The following is a 20838-nucleotide window of genomic DNA, read 5'->3' on the forward strand; positions in this document are numbered from 1 at the left end:
ATGAAAATATACCTAAAAAACTTATTTATTTACTCTACCATTGTAACCTTTATCACATCACTCATGGCTTGTCAGAATGATTCTTTTTTACCTGATTTTACTACTTCCTCTGGTTGTAGTGAAAAACCTAAAGTTTCTTTGAATGCAAAAGATGTAGAAGCTATGGTACTACATGAAAGTACAATTACAAAATCTGGTCAAGTCAGCATTAATAAATCAGTTGGTTACACTTTTATGGGTAAAACTGGTAATAAGTTAGTTTATCAAACAAATCAGAATATTTGTATTTGGGTTTATACACCAGATAATAAATTAATGAATAATCCTGTTTTACCTGTTGATGGTAAATATATTATCCAAATTGGTGCTATGGAAGGTGCAACTACTTTTGATTTAGGATTACAATTACAAAAAGATGCAGAAACTCCAATATCATTAACTCAATCAAGTCTCTTAGAAACAAAACAGACAAAAAATTCAAATCGACAAGATCCTGCTGTTTTTATTAGAAATTATTATTTATCTTTAAACAACCGCGAGTATAGTCAAACATGGAGTAATTTATCAGATCAGTTTAAAAATTATTCTAGTAGTTATTCTGAATATCAAAAATGGTGGAATAGTGTTAAAGAAATCAAAATTGGTAACATTGAGATTGTAAACATTAGTAACAATACTGCTAGTATAGATGCTGAGTTATGGTATTATATGAACGATGGTAGAGAGTTTCAAGATACTCGCAATCGTATTTATTTAATATGGAGCGAAAATAATAATACCTGGCTAATTAATGATAAGTCTGAACCATGATGATCCAAGTTAATATTTATCCGAGATTTATCCGAGATTTATCTGAGACTTATCTGAGACTTATCTGAAAAAATAATTTTAGGGAAACTACATGATATGATCAAAAAGTTAATTGTGTGTTGTACCTGTCTATCTATCCTTGGTTGTCAAACAAACGTAAATCCACTTAACTCTATTTTTCAGAATAATGTTGTTACCTCCTCTGGTTGTGGTGATAAACCTACAGTTTCCTTGAGTGGAAAAGATGTAGAAGCAGTTGCATTAGATGAAAGTACAATTACCAAATCTGGTCAAGTTAGTGTTAATAAACATATTGGATATACTTTTACAGCAACCACAGGACAAAAATTAAGTTACAGCACTGATGCGGATATTTGTCTTTGGGTGTTTACTCCAAATAATGAAATTATCGACGGTGGAGAATTGCCTAAAAATGGTAAATATATTATTCAAGTAGCTGCACCCCAAGGGGTAAAAACTTTTGATTTAAAAATAAGTTTAGGAAATTTAGAAACTGCGGTATCTACTCCTACACCTGAATATACTCCTACACCTGAATCTAGTCCTACACTTAAATATACTGCTAGACCTAATACTACTAGAGCTAATACACCTGAATATACTCCTACACCTGAATATACTCCTACACCTGAATATACTCCTACACCTGAATATACTCCTACACCTGAATATACTCCTACACCTGTACAGCCACAACATGATATTTCTCAAGAAGAAGCATTAGAATTAGTCCAAAGATGGTATGCAGCAAAACCTCAGATATTTGGACCTCCTTTTGATACTAGCTTGGTAGATCAATTAGCAACAGGAAAACTACATACATTTACAACTAAACCTGATGGACCAGTAGCGTGGTTAGAAGAAAATGATGCTTATTACAAATACAATTCTTCAGAAATACAAAGAGTTATTGATTTTTCTAATTCGGGAAAATTACCTTACATAAAAGTTAGAGTATCCGAGGAACTGTATTTATACGGTAAAAGAGGAATTGATAGACAAAATTCAGGATCTTACACTAATAATTTTATCTACGTTTTTGAAAAAGAAAACGGAACTTGGAAAATTTATGATTATAGGAAGGTAGCAAGATGAATAATAAAACTCGGATCAAAAAATATAAAGTCAATAAAAAAGTATTATTGAAAAGGTTGATTTTCCTTTTCTTGTTACCTATTTCCTTGTTAATAATTATTGTTAATAAATTGATTGCGAATCAATCTGAAAAATCTCTACCTACAGTTCAACTAGATGTTACTTCTAATCCTAGTATTAGTGGTAAAAATGAGATTTCTGTGCCTTTTAGTAAGAGTCAAATTCCTGTTTCTTTATCAAAGGAAAATATAACAGAAAAAACAATAGAAAAAACAACAGAAAAAACAGAACAAATGTCAACTACTTCTCCATTAATAATGGAAAATACTATACAATTTACACCACCAAGTATAGGACTGAACGAAACAAGATTGATTCAACCTGATGATTATAATTTAGAAAATCTACCAAATAAATATGCTAGTCTAGTTTATAATGTCAAGTCTCCAGAATTTAAAAGTAATGAAAATCTAGACAACATAGTTAATCAAATTGTAAATTATGTAGAAAATAAAGGTTTGCCGAGTGATAAACTATCTGTTAGTTTATTACAAATAAATCAGCCAGAATTTCCTACTTATTCTGGGTATTTATCAAAAGAACCTAGATTTACTGCAAGTGTAGTAAAATTATTTTGGATGGTTTATTTGTATGGAAATTACAACAGTAATCAGTTACAACAAGGAATCATTTCTGATAAAGATGTAAAGAAAATGATTCAGGATTCAGATAACGAATCTTCTAGTGTGATTGTAGATAAAATCTCAGGAACAGAATCAGGTAAATCTCTATCAGATGAAGAGTTACAAGACTGGCTGCAAAAGCGTTTAGCCATGAACTTATTTTTTCAAGATGCTGGTTATTATATAATTAATATCAGCCAAAAAGTGTTTCCTACTTCTTATAAAAAAAATGATGGACCTGTAGGCAGAGATTTACAAATTCGTCGTAGTGAAACAAACCCTATTCGCAATTATACTACATCTTATGATGTAGCAAGATTATTATATGAAATATATACCGAAAAATCAATTTCTAAACAATATAGTAGAAAAATGAAAAAATTAATGAAAAGAGATTTAGCGCCAGCAGCTTGGAAAAATAAACAATTTAATGCTATTGAGGGTTTTTTGGGTCAGGGACTACCTGAAGATGTTGAGTTTTATTCAAAAATGGGCTGGAACTCTAAAACTCGTAACGACGCAGCTATCATAATTAGTCCTGATGGAAAATGTAAATATATATTAGTTGTTTTTGGAGATGACCCAAGTTTTTTTCAAGATAAAACTTTATTTCCAGAAATCTCGCGTTTAGTTTACGAAAAAATGCTAAATAGTCCCAATACAATATCTGAATTAAATCCATGACAACTTTTAATCTACTTAATCGCTTAAAAAACAACAAACCTCTACTATTTGCAATATACGGCGCTGGTGGATGTTTGACAGCAGCAATTTTATTAGGAGAACCATTTTTAGCCTTAACTAAATCTGATACACCTACCCAAAACGAACCCCAAGCAATAGTTTTGTTAATTGACACATCCTCAAGTATGAGTGATGGCAAATTAACAGAAGTCAAAACCGCAGCTAGTAAATTTATAGAACGTCGTAATTTACAGACGGATCAAATAGCAGTCGTCAATTTTGGTATAGACGTTAAAACTGTTACTCCTCTGACAAACGACATTAATACTTTAAATAATGCCATTAGTAGTTTATCAGAACAAGGTTCTACACCAATGGCTCAAGGTATGGATACAGCTTTAGGAGAATTACAAACAACTACATTAAATCAGAACATCAATAATAATATCATTTTATTTACCGATGGTATACCAGATGATCCCAATTTTGCTTATAATTCAGCCTTAGCAACTAGAAACGCAGGAATAAAATTAATTGCAGTCGCTACTGGAGACGCGGATATTAATTATTTAACTCAAATTACAGGCGATCGCTCTTTAGTATTTTATGCTAATTCCGGTCAATTTGATCAAGCATTTCGCAACGCAGAAGCTGTAATTTATCAACAATTAGTTGAGTCTAATTCTAGAGAAAACTATAGTATTGGTGATTTATTATTACGTATGAGTGGTTGGACAGCATTTTTAGCAATGGGAATATCCCTAGCTTTAATTATGGGACAAAACCGCTATATGCGTTTACCTTTATTAACAACAAAAAAAGGAATTATTGCCGTCAGTGGTAGTTTAATAGCAGGAACAATAGCAGGTACAACAGGACAATTATTATTTTTAATATTTTCACCTCTATCTAATATAGCATTATTAGAAGTTGGTAGAATTGCCGGCTGGGTAATTTTAGGAGCGTTAGTAGGAGGAGGTACAAAATTTTTCGTTCCTAATTTAAACCTCAAAAATGCCTTAATAGGAGGAACAATTGGCGGGGGAATTGGTGCTAGTGGTTTTTTAATTACTGCTAGTATTTTTGGTGATATTTTGGGGCGGTTATCCGGTGCATCTATCCTGGGATTTTTTATTGGTTTAATGATAGCGTGGATAGAACAAAAACAATTAGCATCAGCACCATATTTATTGGTACATTGGACACCCACGGAACAAACAACATATTTATTAGGGACAAAACCAATTTTAATTGGTACATCTTTAAATGTGGAAATTCCTGTAAATGCTACTGATGGATTTACACCAATTACTGCTAAAATCTTCAAAGAAGGAGAAAATATTATTATGGAATTTAATCAAGAATATGCGATGATGAAAAAAATGAAGAAAACAACTCAAGATTTAAAGATTGGAGATACTCGGAAACTAGGACAAATTACCATAGAAGTCAAGGATAAAACCGCTAATCAATAGTTAACTAATAATGGTTAAATATACATTTTACCTCAAAATCCAAAACTCCAACGAAAGGTATGAATACACCCTAGATTTAAACCCCATGCAAGAAGATACACCAGAACAGGTTTTTACTCCTACCATAAAAGAAACTATCCGTACAACATTACAAAATCTCAGCTTATCAGCAATCAAGGATCACCAACTTAATAACATTATTCAAACCTGGATAGAAGATATTAGAGAGGGTTATAGATTTAGTTCCCTAACTCTCAATTTAAGATTATTGATAGAGGAGAACATTGACAAATTACAAGAAACCGGCAATCAAGAAACCCCGAAAATTATTAACCCAGATATATCAGATATAGAACCACAATTTGGGATGTTACCACCTTTGAATTTTGTGTAATCATGTTTATTTAATTATTCAACAATCATTCAATAATCATTCAATAATCATTCAATAATCATTCAATTAGGACATAAAAATGCAGAACGCTATTAACGTTAATATTACTCCCCATCGGGAATTTATGCCAGCAGACAGCACAGCACAAAAATTATTTGTGATGTTGAAATTACGCCCCATTAAAGATGTAGCTACAAGTCGCCCACCTACCACATTTACCTTTGTGATTGACACCAGTGGATCAATGTATGAAGTAGTAGCAGGAGATGTCAAACCTACAGGTATTACTTATCAACAAGATGGGAAACAATATCAACAAGTCACAGGGGGAAAATCAAAAATAGATATAGTGATTGAATCCTTATTAGCATTAGTCAATTCAGGAAAATTAACAACAAGCGATCGCATTGCCATAGTCCAATTTGATGATAATGCTTCCCAAATTATTGGGTTAACCAGTGCTACAGAAGTCCAAAAACTAGAAACCGCCATTAACAACCTGAGAGAATTTTCCGGTGGTACACGCATGGGTTTAGGATTACGGCGTGCATTTGATTTGTTAAGTGAACAACAAATGACAGTCAAACGTATCCTATTATTTACCGATGGACAAACATTTGATGAAGATCAATGTCGGTCAATTGCTAATAATTTAGCCACTAATAATATACCAATTACAGCCTTAGGAGTAGGGGAAGAATTTAACGAAGATTTACTGACTCATCTTAGCGATTTTACAGGAGGAACATTACTATATATAGTACCAGGAATTGCCAAAGGTACAGAAACATCAATTTTAGATTTACCTCATAAAATCATCGCTGAATATAGCCAAGCCCAACAAGAAGTTATCACTAATTTAGCCTTAACAGTAAAAACAGTCAAAGGAGTAGAACTAACCCGCGTAGTTCGTGCTTATCCTACCCAAGCAGAATTTCCTCTCAATCAAGATCCTTATCCATTGGGAAATGCGATCGCTAATGACGAAACCATATTTATTTTAGAATTTACCATTAATAACCGCCCTGCTTCTCGTGTACGTATTGCCCAACTAGGATTAACGTATGACATTCCTGGGCAAAAAATCCGTGGTGAACTACCACCACAAAACCTAATTATTCAATTTATTCCCGGAGAACAAAATGTAGCCCAAGTTAATAAAGAAGTCATGGATTATGTACAACAATGCAACATATCTAACTTAGTTGATCAAGCTACTAGAATAGCAGAAAAAGACCCAGAAAAAGCCGAACAGATATTAGAAACAGCCCGACGCATGACAGTTAAAATCGGCAACACAGACATGACAGAATCCTTAAATAACGCCCAAGCAGAACTGCGTAAAACCCGAAAAATCTCACCAGGAACTCGGAAAACCGTGAAAATGGGTGCAAAAGGTAAAACCGTGAAAATGGGTGACGATATTAATGAAATGCCATCAGAAGAAGAAATGCGAAAACTCACAGGAACATAGTAATTGATAATTGATAATTGATAATTCCTAATTCAAAGTTAGGGGTGACTGTAAAACCTTGCACGAAAACAATTAATAATTGAAAATCAGGAGAAAAAACCATGATTACTTGTACAGCTTGTGGCTATGATCAAAACCCAGACAACTCAGAATTTTGTAACGCTTGCGGTTCAGAACTGCAAACTATCATCATACCCCCACCAATCACACCCCCACCAATCACACCCTCACCAATCAAACCCTCACCAATCATAGAACCAAGCGTAGCACCTACAGTCATTCAACCACCCCTACCACAACCTAACTATCCCATAATTACTAATACATTCACTACAAATACATCCACCAATGCTAAAATAATATGCAAACAAATTAACGCCCCCATTCCAGAATTTCTCATAGAGAATAACGCCATAGTAGGTATATTTGATCCTGACGTTGGACCAGTAGATATAGATTTAGAAACATTTTTTGGAGGAGAAACAGTATCTCGTAATCATGGCGAAATTTATCATGAACTAGGAACATGGAAAGTCAAAGATTTAGGTTCTACCAATGGTATATTTATCAAATCCCAAGGACAAACGCGCTTTAGTTCCAGAATTACCATACCCACCCCCTTAAACTCTGGTGATGAAATAGCATTTGGTAAAGTTAGATTTCTATTTCAAACCTTATGAAAAATATGAAAAATCAAACTTCCTTTTTCAGCTTAAAACTAAATAAACCCTAAAAATACCACCTAAATACCCGCAAAATTTAATAACCTAAAAATCGGGTATTTATTCTTATTCTCTTTGTAACTCTGCGTCTGGCGCGTGAAAAAAAATGAGTGAAATTACAAATCCATCGCCATTAATAATTCAAGAAAACATCTGTTGTCAAATCCAAAACCTGCAAATAGAAATCATCTCCTACTTAGGACAAATCACACCTGAGATTGATTACTTTCAAGTTAACATCATAGATGCTGAAAAACCAGGGTTACTCAGAATAGGTGGAACTGACAGCGCCCTCAACCGAGAATTAGAATTAAGAAACCAATTAGGAGATTATAAATTAATTTCTCCACTCCTAGCGCACACCATAGAAGATCCTATAAATATTCAAGTTTCTCATTTACCAATTGCTGATAACACAGAAATAGATACACAATCAGAAATTTTCAAAACAGAAACTTTAGCAGATGAATATTTAGCAGATGAAACTTTAGAAGATGAATATTTAGCAGATGAATATTATCCAGAAACTGAAATCATCACCAACACATCCAATCAAAAACTCCTACTATTAACCTACCTTCCCCAAGAAAATCAAACCTTAGAAACTTGGTTAAAAACCGAAAATTCCTTAGAACAATCATTATTAATTACCAGCCAAATCTGTCAATTATTCCGCTATTTACATCAAAGAAAATGGTGTATTATTAATATAATACCCCAATTTATGCAAATAGGAACACCCATCCAATTCTTTGATTTAACTAGCGCCTATCCTGTCGGTGAAAATCTCAATATTGGCTTAATGGGAAACTATTGCGCCCCTGAATTAGCATACTGTAAATATCCTATTCAAGAAACAATGAGTAGTTACACAGTAGCAGGATTATTATATCATATAATTCACAACCAAAATCTACCTAACGATCCCACTATAGAAATACAAATCAAACCCATTCCTCACCTGTATCAAATCCTGAAGATTTGCTTATCTCCCATCCCGGAAGAAAGATTTACATTAGAACAATTATTAACAATATTAGTTAATACCCGTCAAGAAATTAGCATACCAGATATTACTTGGGAAGTAGCCAGTTTGTCTACTGTAGGATTATCAATAAACCGCCTGAAGAATGAAGATAACTATGGAATTAAACAACAAAAAAACAGTGGGCAAGAAACTATAATTTTAGCTGCGATCGCTGATGGTATGGGAGGAATGTCCCAAGGAGAATTAGCCAGTAAATTAGCAATTAAAACCATCTTAGAAACACCCATACCTCCAACAAATCAAACCAAAGAACAATATCAAGAATGGTTAACCTCCTTATTTATCCAAGCTAATGAAACAGTATCCAACCAAGTTAAAGAAGGAGGAACAACCCTCAGCGTAATTTTTGCCATATCCCAACAATTGATGATCAGTCATGTGGGCGATAGTCGCATTTATTTACTACGTCAAGGAGAAATAAAACAACTGAGTCAAGATCATTCCCTCGTTGCTATATTATTAGCTAGTGGACAAATTACAGAAGCCGAAATTACCACACATCCAGATAGAAACGTTCTCACCAAATCCATCGGCGGAAAAAAGAGATTAAGCCATGATTACGTTCAAGATTTAAGACAAACAACCTCAGAATTAACAATGAAATTAGCAGATCAAGATATCATTTTACTATGTTCTGATGGTGTTTGGGACTTAGTTTCTCAAACTGAACTAGCGGAAAATTTCACCAATCAATCAAATTTACAAACAGCCGTAAATGCTACTATTAACCAAGTATTAGAACGAGGTGCATCTGATAATGCTACCCTGTTAGCAATACGATGTTTAGTTAGTTATCTTTAGTTAATCACCAATCACCAATCACCAATCACCAATCACCCATTACTCATTAACATCTATGCAATGCCCCACCTGTCTCACTGATAATGTAGATCATGCTACTATTTGTATTGCTTGCGGTACACCTTTAACCCCCCATTCCCCTACATCAAATCTGCATTTATCCCCAGGAACATTAATTGGCAATGGTAGATATAGAATAGAAAATGTCTTAGGACAAGGTGGATTTGGTATTACTTATGCGGCAACATATTTACAAAATTCCGCCAAAGTTGCCATCAAAGAACTATGGCCAGAAAATGCAGCCAGACAAGGTAATACAGTTTTGTGGCCAATGTCAATTACTCCCGTACAGCGTCAAGAACAACTGCAAAAATTCCAAATAGAAGCCAACTATTTACAACAATGTGTACATCCAAATATCGCTAAAATTTATGAGTATTTCTTAGAAAATAACACTGCATACATGATCATGGAATTACTGGTTGGTAAATCCTTAGATCAGATATTAGCAACAGAAGGAATATTAGCCGAAGATCGAGTTAAACATTATTTTCTGCAAATTGCTGACGCTTTAAAAGTAATTCACAGTCATAATTTATTACATCGAGATATCAAACCAGAAAATATTATTGTTGTATCTCCACATCAAGCGGTATTAATTGATTTTGGTGCAGCCAGAGAATTTATTGCCAATCAAACTGGAGATATGACTAGAATCTTAACACCGGGATATGCACCCTATGAACAATATATTCAAAAAGGTAAACGATTCCCTGGTACTGATATTTATGCTTTATGTGCATCAATGTATGAATTACTAACGGGAAAATTACCAACAGAAGCAACAGAAAGGGCTAGTGCATTTTTACAAAACAGTGCCTTAAATACATTAAATACATTAAATACATTAGTAGATCCATTAATTGCACCGCGACAACTCCGCCCTGATTTAAGTCCTGTAATGGAAAAAGTTATATTAACAGGAATGCAATTTAGAATAGAAGATAGATTTCAAACTGCTGATGAATTAATAGCGGCACTCCAAGGTAAATTTATTTCTCCCCAACATCAACGGGCTAAGGAATTAGTAAAACAAGGTAAATTAAATGATGCAGCCCAAGCATATCAAAAATATTTGTCAGTTGAACCAGAAAACGGGGAAGCAGCCGTAGAACTAGCATTATTACAAATATATATTGATGAACAAGAAGCAGAAATAGATGCTCAAAATGCCATTAAATTACAAGCAAATGATGGCAGAGGATACGGAGTTTTAGGATTGATTAATTGCCGTCGAAACAATTGGCAAGAAGCGGTAAAAAATTTACAAATAGCTGTTAATTTATCTCCTAATGAAACTTGGATACAAGCTAATTATGCGTGGGCATTAGCTAAATCTGGTAATTTAGCAGCAGCCGAAAAAACCATAGATACAGTATTAAAAATCCAACCAGATTGTACTTTTGCTTTAAGTTTGCAATCATGGATATATGTACAGCAACAACAATGGAAGTTAGCGATCCGTACAGCTACTCAAGCAATATTTAAATTAAATAATCAAGTACAAAATCAGCTAAATCATCATGAAAAGCAATTACAAACTAACTTACAAAATAGTTTATATCCTTATTTAATTATTGCTTTAGAAAAAGCCGTTGTCACTAAACAAGCTAATGATGTAGATAGAAGAATTGCAGAATTTATTCACCAAGTACCTAATAGTAGTATAGCTTGGGGTTTAAAAGGTTGGAAACAAGGGAATCAATACTTATGGCAAGATGCACTTATCAGTTTTGAAAAAGCTGCCCATCAAACATCTCATCAAACATCTATTCCTGGTTGGGTATTACTTAATTATGGGATTACTCAAGAGAATTTAAAAAACTATCAAAGTGCTATTCAAATATATGAAAATTATTTACAAACATTCCCACCCCTAGCTTTTCCTTACTTTCGTCTTGGTACTTTATACGCCCAAATAGGAGTATGGAATCAGGCTAAGTTATATCTAGAAAAAGCCATTAAATGTAATGGCAATTATGCAGAAGCATATCATAATTTAGGTTGGGTATTAATGAATATTAAAAATCAAGCTGGGGAAATAGAAAATAGCCGAGAAATGTTATCTGCTTATAGTCAAGCTATCAAATTATATACCTTGTCTGCAACGTCCCAAAGTTTGCAAATAGCGGCAAATATTAAACAGGCATTTCAATTAATAGGTGTGAATATAGGTGTGAATATTTAGGGATTACTTAGTAAATAGGGTTTGCTGAATAAACCTAAAACCTTGATATATCAAAGGTTAGAGGCTGATAAACACAGAAATTAGTGCAAGGGTTTTGAAGGGTATACCGGAAAAAGTGTGCATTTTTGGGGATTTCAAGAGATGGCAAAGAAATTTTCAAATCTCCTCCTGACTCCTGACTCCTATGCCCTCACGGAAAGACTTTCTCAGCAACCCCTAAATATTAGGGTAGGGACAATTCATGAATTGTCCCTACAAAGATTTTAGATTATGCACATTTCAAGATCATTCCTCCTAATCATTACTCCTAAAAAGGTAAAAATTGCAATAATACAGATCCCAGACTACCAACAAAATCCATAAAACTGGGTTTACCCTTGCTGATATTTTCTGTATAGGGTGTTTTCAATTCTAAAATAAAAGCTTGTGCTGTTTGTAAACCTTCGCTATTTTTTTGCTCTTCAAACAGTTTTACGGCGATTTGGGCATCTTCTAAGGCGCTTTTTCTGTCTAAGTTTTGGTAACTAGCTACACCACGGGATAAATAAGCACCTGCATAGTCTGGTTTGAGAGCGATCGCTTGACTAAAATAATCAATAGCCTGTTTGAGATTACCTTTTTCTGCTGCTGCTACACCCCAAGCATAAAAGTCTTCTGGTTTAGCTATTTGTGCAGGTATGCCTAAAGCACCTTGAAAGTTAGTACCGTTAAGGTTTGCACCTGCCAATTCTACATTCATTAAGTAGGTATTTCTCAAATCTGCACCAGTTAAATTTGCGCCATTGAGTTTAGCATCGATCAAATTTGCGCCAAATAAACTCGCACCAGTTAAGTTTGCACCCCGCAAGTCTGCACCACTCAAGTTAGCACGACTCAAGTTAGCACCTGCAAGATTCGCACCGCTTAAATTTGCTCCTGATAAGTCCGCCATGACTAACCCAGCATTGCGGAGATTGCAGTTAAAGCATTTATTGGTTGCTAATAACTGTCTTATCTGTTCATAATTAGAAGCTTTTGCGGTTAATGGTAAGCTGATGGTAAGTAAAAATGCTGCTGTGGCAATAATTTGGTTTTTCATAATCAGTGTTACAAGAGTAAAAATTCAAAAGTCAGTAGTCAGAATAAAACTCAATACTGATAAAATATTGAACCCAATTTAACATACTGGGAATAGAGAGTAGGGAAGAAAGCAAGTTAAAATTTTGCTCTACCTACTCTGATACGGGAAAGGCAACCCCACCCCTACTGACTCCTGATTACTGATTTGAATTTCTGTCTTTTGAATCCAATTCTTTATTTTTGTAACGTTGAGTTAACAGAAAAACAGTATGATTATGTGAGGGAGTTTGCGCCACTTCTTTTTTAGCATTAGACCAACCGATATCTGAAAATAGGCTGACGCTAAATGTTAGGATGGATGCTAATAATAGTTTTTCTAGCATAAGCGTAACTCCTCATAATCACCACGCAATAACTTAATAATTTATATATTTACAAATGATTTACCTGATTAGAAAATAACTAACTATTTAATCAAGTATCAATGATTTCAATGTTATAATTTCAGTCATTACTATCACAACGGTATTTTTACTGTATTTTCAGTTTTGCACCACTTATCTGTTCATCCTTTTTGATTTATTGTTTAAGAGGTTGTCTTAAAAGTTTTTGGCGAATATAATAGAGCCTCCGGCACGCCTGACGGCGAACGCTACTACACAAGCAAAGTCCACTAGTGGACTAACGAAAAATTGAGGTTTTGTCTGTGTAGATGTGATTTCTAATCACTCAATTTAGACTTTTCCAACATCCTCTAAGGTACAATCTAACGAAGAAGTCAGATTTGTACGGCTGATATCAATCTAGAGCATATATCTATCTAGGGGTTGCTGAGAAAGTCTTTCCGTGAGGGCATAGGAGTCAGGAGTCAGGAGTCAGGAGTCAGGAGGAGATTTGAAAATTTCTTTGCCATCTCTTGAAATCCGAAAAAATGCACACTTTTTCCGGTATACCCTTCAAAACCCTTGCACTAATTTCTGTGTTTATCAGCCTCTAACCTTTGATATATCAAGGTTTTAGGTTTATTCAGCAAACCCTATCTATAACCAATGGCATAAATATAACTTAAATATAACTTCATCCAAGGGATTGATGATACTTGCATTCAAAAACGTAGTAATAGAGTTATGGCCTTAAAGTCATTCAGAAATAACAGGAATATCAAAAGATTTCTGTTTTGCTGTTGGAGGAATATAAAGCATGGTTATAGGTATACATAGACGTGCTGTAGGGGTATTTCCTGATCGCCGGGATGCTGAACAGGCGTTACATGAACTGAGACATTCAGGCTTTCCAATGGAAAGAGTTTCTGTTATCGCTAGACATCACGAAAATGAAGAAATTGCTGGTCATCAAGTCCGTGAGAAAGTTGGTGATCAGGCGGAAGAAGGTGCAACAATTGGGGCAATTTCTGGTGGTGTTTTAGGTGGTATAACTGGTTTATTAGTGGGACTAGGAACGTTAGCTATTCCCGGAGTCGGTCCAATTATGTTGGCTGGTGCTACAGCTACAGCTTTAGTAACAACCCTTGCTGGTGCTGGTATTGGTGCTGCGGCGGGAGGTTTAATTGGTGCGTTAATTGGTTTAGGAATTCCCGAAGAAAAAGCCAAAATTTATCATGATAGAGTACAGAGAGGAGAATATTTAGTCATTATTGATGGTACAGATGCGGAAATTGCTAGAGCTAAAGAAATTCTGCATCATTGGCGAATAGAAGAATTTGAAGTTTATGATCAACCGGATGGTAAACAACCAACTACAGAAGCTGTTCATCAGGATGTAACTGTTCCTAGAGAAACAACTGTTCCTACAGAAACAACTGTTCATAGAGAAACGACTGTTCTTAAATATGCAATTGGCTATTTTTCACTGCTGCAAGATGCGGAAACTGCTATTAATGATTTAAGAAATGCAGGTTTTCCCTTGAACCAAATTGCTTTAATACACAGAGAACGTCAACACAGAGATGCTTTTGGGGGTGTTCATTGGAGCGATCGCTTTGAGTCTACTCGCTTTAATATTCCCGATCATCAAACTCAGTTTTACAACGAACGCATCCATCAAGGAGATTATATCATTATCGCTGGTGGTACAGATACCGATATTCACCGCGCTGCAACTATTCTCAACCGACATGGAATTAAACAATGGCAAGTTTACGAAGCAAATGGTCATGTAAAAGCACCTTCGCCAGCACCTTTACAAACTACTAAAAGAGCAGTTGGTGTATTTTCCCATCGTCGTGATGCAGAAACAGCACTCAGAGACTTGAGAAATGCTGGTTTTCCCATGAACCAAGTTTCCCTTATTGCTAAAGACACAGACAACAGTGAAAAAAGGAATTTAGAGGGTAATAAAGCAGATGAAGGACTAAAAGCCGGTGCTGCTACAGGTGGTGCAATTGGTGGTTTAGGTGGTTTATTAGTTGGTTTGGGAACTTTAGCAATTCCTGGAGTTGGACCTGTCATGGCTGGTGGTGCGGTAGCAACTGCTTTAGCCACAACCTTAACCGGTGGTGTTGTCGGTGCAGCAGTGGGAGGTATTGCAGGGGGGTTAATTGGTTTAGGTATTCCTGAAGAAAGAGCGCGAGTTTATAGCGATCGCTTCCAAAGAGGTCATTATTTAATCATTGTTGATGGTACTCAAGTACAAATTCACCAGGCTGAAACTATCCTCAAAGGTTTGGGAATTGAAGAATTTGATATTTATGATGCCCGTGATGTCAACGAATATCAACCGAGTGAACATCAACGCAGTTTTGAAACTGCCAAACCTACAGAAACCGTTCATGGTGATTTTGCTGGAGAAGCACCAGTAATTATTATTGACCATCGCCAAAAAACAGTTTAATTCCCATTAGTTTCACCACATTTGAGGAGCAATAAAATTAACAGTTTAAATTTTGCTCCTGCCTCCTGAATTTTGCTATATCAAAATCAAACAATAAACCAATGAAAAAGTTAACTTCATTCTTAATAGGTTCACTTTTACTTTTTAGTGCTGCTTGTGATAATACCGCTAAAACAACTGTGACTGCACCTGAACCGGGAGAAGGAGAAGTTCCAGTCAGTCCAGCCGCAGAAACCAGACAAGAAGCTAAAGAAGACGCTCAAAGTGAACTTCGCAGAAGACAACTCAACGCTGATATTCGCGCTCGTGAAGAACGAAATCTGCTAACTACTGATCGTACAGAAAGAACAGCAGCAGACTTAGCTAGTGAAGTCCGTTCTAAGTTAGAAGCTAATATTCCTGGTGGTGCATTAACAGTTAAAGCTACCGATGATGGTACTGTTACTGTATCAGGAACTGTAAATAATCAGGATCAGTTAGCTAAAATTGAACCTTTGGCTAAAGAAATTAATGGAGTGAGAAATGTAATTGTTAATGCAACAGTCGCACAACCAGGAAGGTAAAACTGCTCACAATTAATATCTGTTAATATCTCTAAGTTGATGGACTGAAATAAGTTTTTCTGGTCAATCCTCAGTAATCAAGATACAAACTGAAATATTTTTGACTTGGTATTCTGAGTCAAGACTGTTATATTGATTTACGTCCAGTCACTTATCAACACTGTTGTGCCAAATGGCAAACATTATGGAAACTCAACAACAGCAAGACTCTGCTACTTCCGTCTCACCACCAGGGGTATTATCTCTTGAAGGTGCAGAAACTAGAAATTTGCCTAAACTGCAACCAGCTAAAGCGCCTAACAGTCAATGGCAACGAATTAGCTCACAAATAGTTGACTTATTAGATCAACTACCAAATTATGTGGGTAGTTTTTTTGCTAAAAATCAGCAAGCTATCTTAACAATTGTGTTAATTTTGTCTGCCTTTGTTACGGTTAAGGTGGCGATCGCCGTTTTAGATGCTGTTAATGGTGTGCCTTTATTAGCTCCAATTTTTGAGCTAATTGGCATATTCTATGCTATGTGGTTTGTCTTCCGTTATTTCCTGAAAGCGGAAACTCGCCAAGAATTATCCCACAAAGTTAGTGCATTCAAACAACAACTTTTAGGTTAATCATAGGTTAATAATTCAGAGCTTCTGACTTCTGAATTTGGGATTTTAGATTTTGGATTTTGGATTTTGGATTGTTTTCATTTAGCACAATCTAAAATCTAAAATCTAAAATCTAAATTTTCTAAAATTTTTTATTTTTTGCCCCATACCATAAAATTGTGATAAAAATTGATAATTATTCGCCCGAATGCTTCGCCCCTACGACTCCTGACTCCTGACTTTTTATGTAGATTCCTCTTTTATTTCTACAGTTAGGTTAGGTAAACCATCTAATTTTTCTGTGGGAATTTCTTCTTTTACATAAGGAACAAAAACCGTTAAGCCTGCTGGGATACATTTAATTTCTACAGGAGTTGTACCCACTATTTCCCCATCTATAACTACTTTTTGCGGTGGTTTTGTGGTGATTTTAAATTGTTTAGCTCGCAAATAACCAATATCATCTCTTTTCACTGGTGTACCTGTAGCAGCAGTTTGGAATAAATGAAATGTGGCAGCGATCGCACCTGTTTTAGTTTCTGGAGCTACTATTGTTAAATCTAATAATCCATCATCATAAATAATCCCGGAAGGTCCTTGAGCTAAAACAGAAGTTGGAGGTGCTGCATTTGCTACTGTCACCGCTGATGCAAGAGTTTGAATGATCTTATCTTCTGTTTCAATTTCCACAGCAAATCTTTGTAAATTTCCCAGTTCTTGAATACCAGCTAAGATATAAGCTATCATCCCAAAACGATTTTTAGTTTCTCGATCTGCTTTTTCTACAGTTTCTGCTTCAAAGCCAATACCTGCTAATAATACCATTGGATGATCATGACAATAAGCAACATCTACTGTGCGAGTTTTACCTTGTAAAATGGTTTGACAAGCTGCGGCAATTGTATTAGGAATATTTAATGCTGCGGCAAAAGCGTTTGCTGTTCCTCTAGAAATAATCCCAAAGGGAATATTAGTATTAACTACTGCTTCCGCTGCTGCTGATAATGTCCCATCTCCCCCAGAAACAATGATCGCTTCTACTCCCCTTTCTACTGCTGCACGTGCGAGTTCATCAGCATCAACTTCTTCAGTGGTGAGATAAATATCTAAATCAATTTCTGGTTCTAATATTGACCTAATTTGATCTAATTCAAAGTCTGGATCACCTTGACCGGCAACTGGGTTAAAAATTAAACAAGCGGAACGAATCATAGAGATAATTGATAATTGATAATTGATAATTGATAATTGTTTCAGTAATGGTCAATTGTTCATTGTTCATTATTGAATATTAGCATATCTTGAAAATTTCAACTTCTCTCTGAAGACTACTTTGGCTGATGATTTACTAAAATTTATTTTCCTGTTTCCTATTCCTTTACCTAAACTATAATTTCTCAATGTGTAAATTTATTTTTATCTAACGAAATAAAATGATCTGAGACTTGATATGTGAGACTTGATATGATTGAACCGCAAAGGGCGCAAAGGACACAAAGGTAAGAAATTTTCAGAGATTTTTTAGTGTTGCTGCGGTTGTTTTTTCTTTGATTGAGATAGTCCTCATCAATCTTTGTTGTAGTATCTAAAAAAAATCTGCATATAGGTAGATGCTGAAAAATAGAATATGTAAAAATATACATAACGTTATACATAACGTTTTATCAAACTGGTAGCTGCTGCTGATATAAGAAAAATGTAACCGAATGTAAAGAGAGTGATTCCATCCGGTAAGTCACTTGCTGCGGTAGTCTAGATCAATGTGAATTTATCGCCTGGTTTGACAAATTGTTTTATGACTTCAGTTTCTAGCCCTCCACGCACTATTCGTATTGGTTCACGTAAAAGCCAACTAGCTCTAGTTCAAACATACTGGGTAAGAGAGCAACTTCAGAAAAGTTATCCTGATATCAATTTTGAAGTCCATACCATGTCTACCCAAGGCGACAAAATCCTGGATGTAGCATTAGCTAAAATTGGTGACAAAGGATTATTTACCAAGGAACTCGAACTGGGAATGATCGAGAAAAGTATTGATTTTGCCGTTCATTCCCTTAAAGATTTGCCTACCAACTTACCAGAAGGTTTGGCACTAGCAGCAATTACAGAACGGGAAAATCCAGCCGATGCGGTAGTATTCCATGAGCAATACAAAGGACAAACTCTGGAAACTTTACCAGCAGGTGCGGTGATTGGTACATCTTCTTTAAGAAGACTGGCACAACTACGCCATAAATTCCCCCATTTTACCTTTAAAGATGTGCGGGGAAATCTGAACACACGCATGGCTAAGTTGGATGCGGGTGAATATGACGCTTTGATTTTAGCGGTAGCTGGTTTAGAAAGATTGGAAATGAGCGATCGCATTCACCAAATTTTACCCCCTGATATTTCCCTGCACGCAGTTGGCCAGGGTGCTTTAGGTATTGAATGCCGTGCTGATGATGCTGAACTAATCACCATTCTCAAAGCTATTCAACATCCCCAAACACGCGATCGCTGTTTAGCAGAACGATCTTTTCTCCGCTCTTTAGAAGGGGGTTGTCAAGTTCCCATTGGTGTCAACACAGAAATCAATGGTGATAATTTAACACTAACTGGTATTGTAGCTAGTGTAGATGGTCAAAAACTGGTAAAAGATACCGTTACTGGTTTAGCCAAAGATGCAGAACAGTTAGGAACACAACTAGCTAACACCTTACGTCAACAAGGTGCAACTGAAATTTTAGAAGAAATCTTCACCGAGATTAAACGCGGATCATAAAGGGACTGGGGACTGGGGACTGGTGACTGGGTAATCAATTTTATCTTTACCAATTACCAATTGCCAATTACCAATCACCAATCACCAATTACCAATTACCAATTACCAATTACCAATTACCAATTACCAATTACCAAATTATGCGAATTTTATTTGTTGCAGCGGAAGCTGCTCCCATTGCCAAAGTAGGTGGAATGGGTGATGTTGTCGGTGCATTACCAAAAGTTCTCAGACAAATGGGGCATGATGTACGGATATTCCTGCCTTATTATGGCTTTCTGCCAGATAAGATGGAAATTCCCAAAGACCCAATTTGGAAAGGCTTTGCCATGTTCCAGGACTTTTCAGTTTATGAAAGTGTCCTCCCTGGAACTGATGTTCCTTTGTATTTATTTGGACATCCTGCTTTTTCACCCCGTCGTATTTATGCCGGAGAAGATGAAGATTGGCGTTTCACTTTATTTGCTAACGGTGCGGCGGAATTTGCCTGGAACTACTGGAAACCGGAAATTATCCACTGTCACGACTGGCATACAGGGATGATTCCGGTATGGATGCACCAAGATCCAGATATTACCACTGTGTTTACTATTCATAACCTCGCTTATCAAGGACCTTGGGAATGGTATTTACGGAAAATTACTTGGTGTCCCTGGTATATGCAAGGACACAACACTATGGCCGCAGCGGTGCAGTTTGCTGACAGGGTAAATACAGTTTCCCCCACCTATGCAGAACAAATCAAAACTCCTGCTTACGGTGAAGAAATCGAAGGTTTATTGTCTTTTATTAGTGGCAAGTTATCAGGGATTATTAACGGTATAGATACAGATGTTTATGATCCGGCAACTGATAAATACATTAATCAAACTTTTACTACCGATACCTTAGACAAACGCAAAGCTAACAAAATTGCCTTGCAAGAAGAAATGGGATTAGAAGTTAATTCTAGTGCCTTTTTAATGGGTATGGTGAGCCGGTTGGTAGAACAAAAGGGTTTAGATTTGGTGATCCAAATTCTTGACCGCTTTATGGCTTATACAGATGCTCAATTTGTGTTGTTGGGAACAGGCGATCGCTATTATGAAACCCAAATGTGGCAGTTAGCATCCCGCTATCCTGGCAGAATGGCCACCTACCTTTTATATAATGATGCTCTTTCCCGTCGCATCTATGCCGGTACTGATGCTTTCTTAATGCCAAGTCGTTTTGAACCTTGCGGTATCAGTCAAATGATGGCTTTACGTTATGGTTCTGTTCCTATCGTCCGCCGTACAGGGGGATTAGTTGATACTGTCACCCACCACGACCCCGTAAATACCGCAGGTACAGGTTATTGCTTTGACCGCTATGAACCTTTAGACCTATTTACCTGTATGATTCGGGCTTGGGAAGGTTTCCGTTACAAACCCCAATGGCAAGAATTACAACAACGGGGTATGAATCAAAACTTTAGTTGGTATGAATCTGCTAAACAGTACGATAGTCTATATCGTTCCATGTATGGTTTACCACCAAACGAGTAGATGACTGGGGACTGGGGACTGGGGACTGG

17 protein-coding genes are annotated in these 20838 nt (G+C 35.9%); 14 read left to right on the forward strand and 3 right to left on the reverse strand.

Translation table 11 applies throughout. The features are described from left to right. From H5968_RS09070 to H5968_RS09110, 9 genes are all read left to right on the forward strand, one after another. Entirely contained in the window at positions 1 to 810 is an 810-nt protein-coding gene (locus tag H5968_RS09070; RefSeq protein ID WP_222620618.1) for a hypothetical protein, read from the forward strand. A 96-nt stretch (positions 811 to 906) separates the two neighbouring features. After that, complete coding sequence (locus H5968_RS09075) at positions 907 to 1926, forward strand: ARC6/PARC6 family protein (RefSeq protein WP_222620619.1); 1020 nt, start codon at positions 907 to 909, stop codon at positions 1924 to 1926. Beyond that, positions 1923 to 3293, forward strand: coding sequence for a serine hydrolase (locus tag H5968_RS09080; RefSeq protein ID WP_137666797.1), 1371 nt, complete (start codon positions 1923 to 1925; stop codon positions 3291 to 3293). Before H5968_RS09075 ends, H5968_RS09080 begins: the two co-directional genes overlap by 4 nt. Next, positions 3290 to 4768: a vWA domain-containing protein gene (locus H5968_RS09085; protein ID WP_187039681.1), complete on the forward strand. Its 1479-nt coding sequence runs from the start codon at positions 3290 to 3292 to the stop codon at positions 4766 to 4768. Before H5968_RS09080 ends, H5968_RS09085 begins: the two co-directional genes overlap by 4 nt. Positions 4769 to 4778: 10 nt before the next feature. Beyond that, positions 4779 to 5162 carry a hypothetical protein gene (locus H5968_RS09090; RefSeq protein WP_187039682.1) on the forward strand — a complete coding sequence of 128 codons (384 nt, stop codon included), beginning with the start codon at positions 4779 to 4781 and terminating at the stop codon, positions 5160 to 5162. A 79-nt stretch (positions 5163 to 5241) separates the two neighbouring features. Then, a complete protein-coding gene (locus tag H5968_RS09095) occupies positions 5242 to 6636 on the forward strand; it encodes a VWA domain-containing protein (protein WP_187039683.1) in 1395 nt (464 codons plus the stop codon). A gap of 101 nt (positions 6637 to 6737) precedes the next feature. Further along, positions 6738 to 7316 carry an FHA domain-containing protein gene (locus H5968_RS09100; RefSeq protein ID WP_187039684.1) on the forward strand — a complete coding sequence of 193 codons (579 nt, stop codon included), beginning with the start codon at positions 6738 to 6740 and terminating at the stop codon, positions 7314 to 7316. 148 nt (positions 7317 to 7464) lie between these two features. Further along, complete coding sequence (locus H5968_RS09105) at positions 7465 to 9207, forward strand: PP2C family serine/threonine-protein phosphatase (protein ID WP_187039685.1); 1743 nt, start codon at positions 7465 to 7467, stop codon at positions 9205 to 9207. Positions 9208 to 9262: 55 nt separating this feature from the next. Continuing rightward, positions 9263 to 11455 (forward strand): protein kinase, encoded by a 2193-nt coding sequence (locus H5968_RS09110; RefSeq protein ID WP_187039686.1) that lies wholly within the window; start codon positions 9263 to 9265, stop codon positions 11453 to 11455. Between the two features lie 307 nt (positions 11456 to 11762). On the opposite strand, the gene H5968_RS09115 is transcribed toward H5968_RS09110, so the two are convergent. Further along, positions 11763 to 12533 carry a pentapeptide repeat-containing protein gene (locus H5968_RS09115; RefSeq protein ID WP_187039687.1) on the reverse strand — a complete coding sequence of 257 codons (771 nt, stop codon included), beginning with the start codon at positions 12531 to 12533 and terminating at the stop codon, positions 11763 to 11765. 178 nt (positions 12534 to 12711) lie between these two features. After that, positions 12712 to 12897, reverse strand: coding sequence for a hypothetical protein (locus H5968_RS09120; RefSeq protein WP_187039688.1), 186 nt, complete (start codon positions 12895 to 12897; stop codon positions 12712 to 12714). Between the two features lie 817 nt (positions 12898 to 13714). Between H5968_RS09120 and H5968_RS09125 the strand changes: the two genes are divergently transcribed. From H5968_RS09125 to H5968_RS09135, 3 genes are all read left to right on the forward strand, one after another. Then, on the forward strand, positions 13715 to 15364 hold the full coding sequence (locus H5968_RS09125) for a histidine kinase (protein ID WP_187039689.1): 1650 nt from the start codon (positions 13715 to 13717) through the stop codon (positions 15362 to 15364). A 101-nt stretch (positions 15365 to 15465) separates the two neighbouring features. After that, a complete protein-coding gene (locus tag H5968_RS09130) occupies positions 15466 to 15927 on the forward strand; it encodes a BON domain-containing protein (protein WP_096565443.1) in 462 nt (153 codons plus the stop codon). A gap of 172 nt (positions 15928 to 16099) precedes the next feature. Continuing rightward, positions 16100 to 16540, forward strand: coding sequence for a CAAD domain-containing protein (locus tag H5968_RS09135; protein WP_187039690.1), 441 nt, complete (start codon positions 16100 to 16102; stop codon positions 16538 to 16540). 222 nt (positions 16541 to 16762) lie between these two features. Here H5968_RS09135 and H5968_RS09140 read toward each other — a convergent pair whose 3' ends face one another. Then, positions 16763 to 17731, reverse strand: coding sequence for a YegS/Rv2252/BmrU family lipid kinase (locus tag H5968_RS09140; protein WP_187039692.1), 969 nt, complete (start codon positions 17729 to 17731; stop codon positions 16763 to 16765). Between the two features lie 583 nt (positions 17732 to 18314). Here H5968_RS09140 and hemC point away from each other — a divergent pair. Together hemC and glgA are read left to right on the forward strand one after the other, a co-directional pair. Then, positions 18315 to 19283, forward strand: a complete 969-nt coding sequence (gene hemC / locus H5968_RS09145; RefSeq protein ID WP_096565449.1) for a hydroxymethylbilane synthase — start codon at positions 18315 to 18317, stop codon at positions 19281 to 19283. Positions 19284 to 19423: 140 nt separating this feature from the next. Next, on the forward strand, positions 19424 to 20809 hold the full coding sequence (gene glgA, locus H5968_RS09150; RefSeq protein WP_187039693.1) for a glycogen synthase GlgA: 1386 nt from the start codon (positions 19424 to 19426) through the stop codon (positions 20807 to 20809). Positions 20810 to 20838 lie beyond the last annotated feature (29 nt).

The organism is Sphaerospermopsis sp. LEGE 00249, assembly GCF_014299995.1.
Classification (GTDB): Bacteria; Cyanobacteriota; Cyanobacteriia; order Cyanobacteriales; family Nostocaceae; genus Sphaerospermopsis; species Sphaerospermopsis kisseleviana.

Bases quoted from the DNA above. Each gene is read 5' to 3' on its own strand.
- H5968_RS09115 (WP_187039687.1), bottom strand. From the start codon at position 12,533: ATGAAAAACCAAATTATTGCCACAGCAGCATTTTTACTTACCATCAGC.
- H5968_RS09085 (WP_187039681.1), top strand. From the start codon at position 3,290: ATGACAACTTTTAATCTACTTAATCGCTTAAAAAACAACAAACCTCTA.
- glgA (WP_187039693.1), top strand. From the start codon at position 19,424: ATGCGAATTTTATTTGTTGCAGCGGAAGCTGCTCCCATTGCCAAAGTA.
- H5968_RS09125 (WP_187039689.1), top strand. From the start codon at position 13,715: ATGGTTATAGGTATACATAGACGTGCTGTAGGGGTATTTCCTGATCGC.
- H5968_RS09105 (WP_187039685.1), top strand. From the start codon at position 7,465: ATGAGTGAAATTACAAATCCATCGCCATTAATAATTCAAGAAAACATC.
- H5968_RS09110 (WP_187039686.1), top strand. From the start codon at position 9,263: ATGCAATGCCCCACCTGTCTCACTGATAATGTAGATCATGCTACTATT.
- H5968_RS09090 (WP_187039682.1), top strand. From the start codon at position 4,779: ATGGTTAAATATACATTTTACCTCAAAATCCAAAACTCCAACGAAAGG.
- H5968_RS09095 (WP_187039683.1), top strand. From the start codon at position 5,242: ATGCAGAACGCTATTAACGTTAATATTACTCCCCATCGGGAATTTATG.
- hemC (WP_096565449.1), top strand. From the start codon at position 18,315: ATGACTTCAGTTTCTAGCCCTCCACGCACTATTCGTATTGGTTCACGT.
- H5968_RS09135 (WP_187039690.1), top strand. From the start codon at position 16,100: ATGGCAAACATTATGGAAACTCAACAACAGCAAGACTCTGCTACTTCC.
- H5968_RS09075 (WP_222620619.1), top strand. From the start codon at position 907: ATGATCAAAAAGTTAATTGTGTGTTGTACCTGTCTATCTATCCTTGGT.
- H5968_RS09070 (WP_222620618.1), top strand. From the start codon at position 1: ATGAAAATATACCTAAAAAACTTATTTATTTACTCTACCATTGTAACC.
- H5968_RS09100 (WP_187039684.1), top strand. From the start codon at position 6,738: ATGATTACTTGTACAGCTTGTGGCTATGATCAAAACCCAGACAACTCA.
- H5968_RS09080 (WP_137666797.1), top strand. From the start codon at position 1,923: ATGAATAATAAAACTCGGATCAAAAAATATAAAGTCAATAAAAAAGTA.
- H5968_RS09120 (WP_187039688.1), bottom strand. From the start codon at position 12,897: ATGCTAGAAAAACTATTATTAGCATCCATCCTAACATTTAGCGTCAGC.
- H5968_RS09140 (WP_187039692.1), bottom strand. From the start codon at position 17,731: ATGATTCGTTCCGCTTGTTTAATTTTTAACCCAGTTGCCGGTCAAGGT.
- H5968_RS09130 (WP_096565443.1), top strand. From the start codon at position 15,466: ATGAAAAAGTTAACTTCATTCTTAATAGGTTCACTTTTACTTTTTAGT.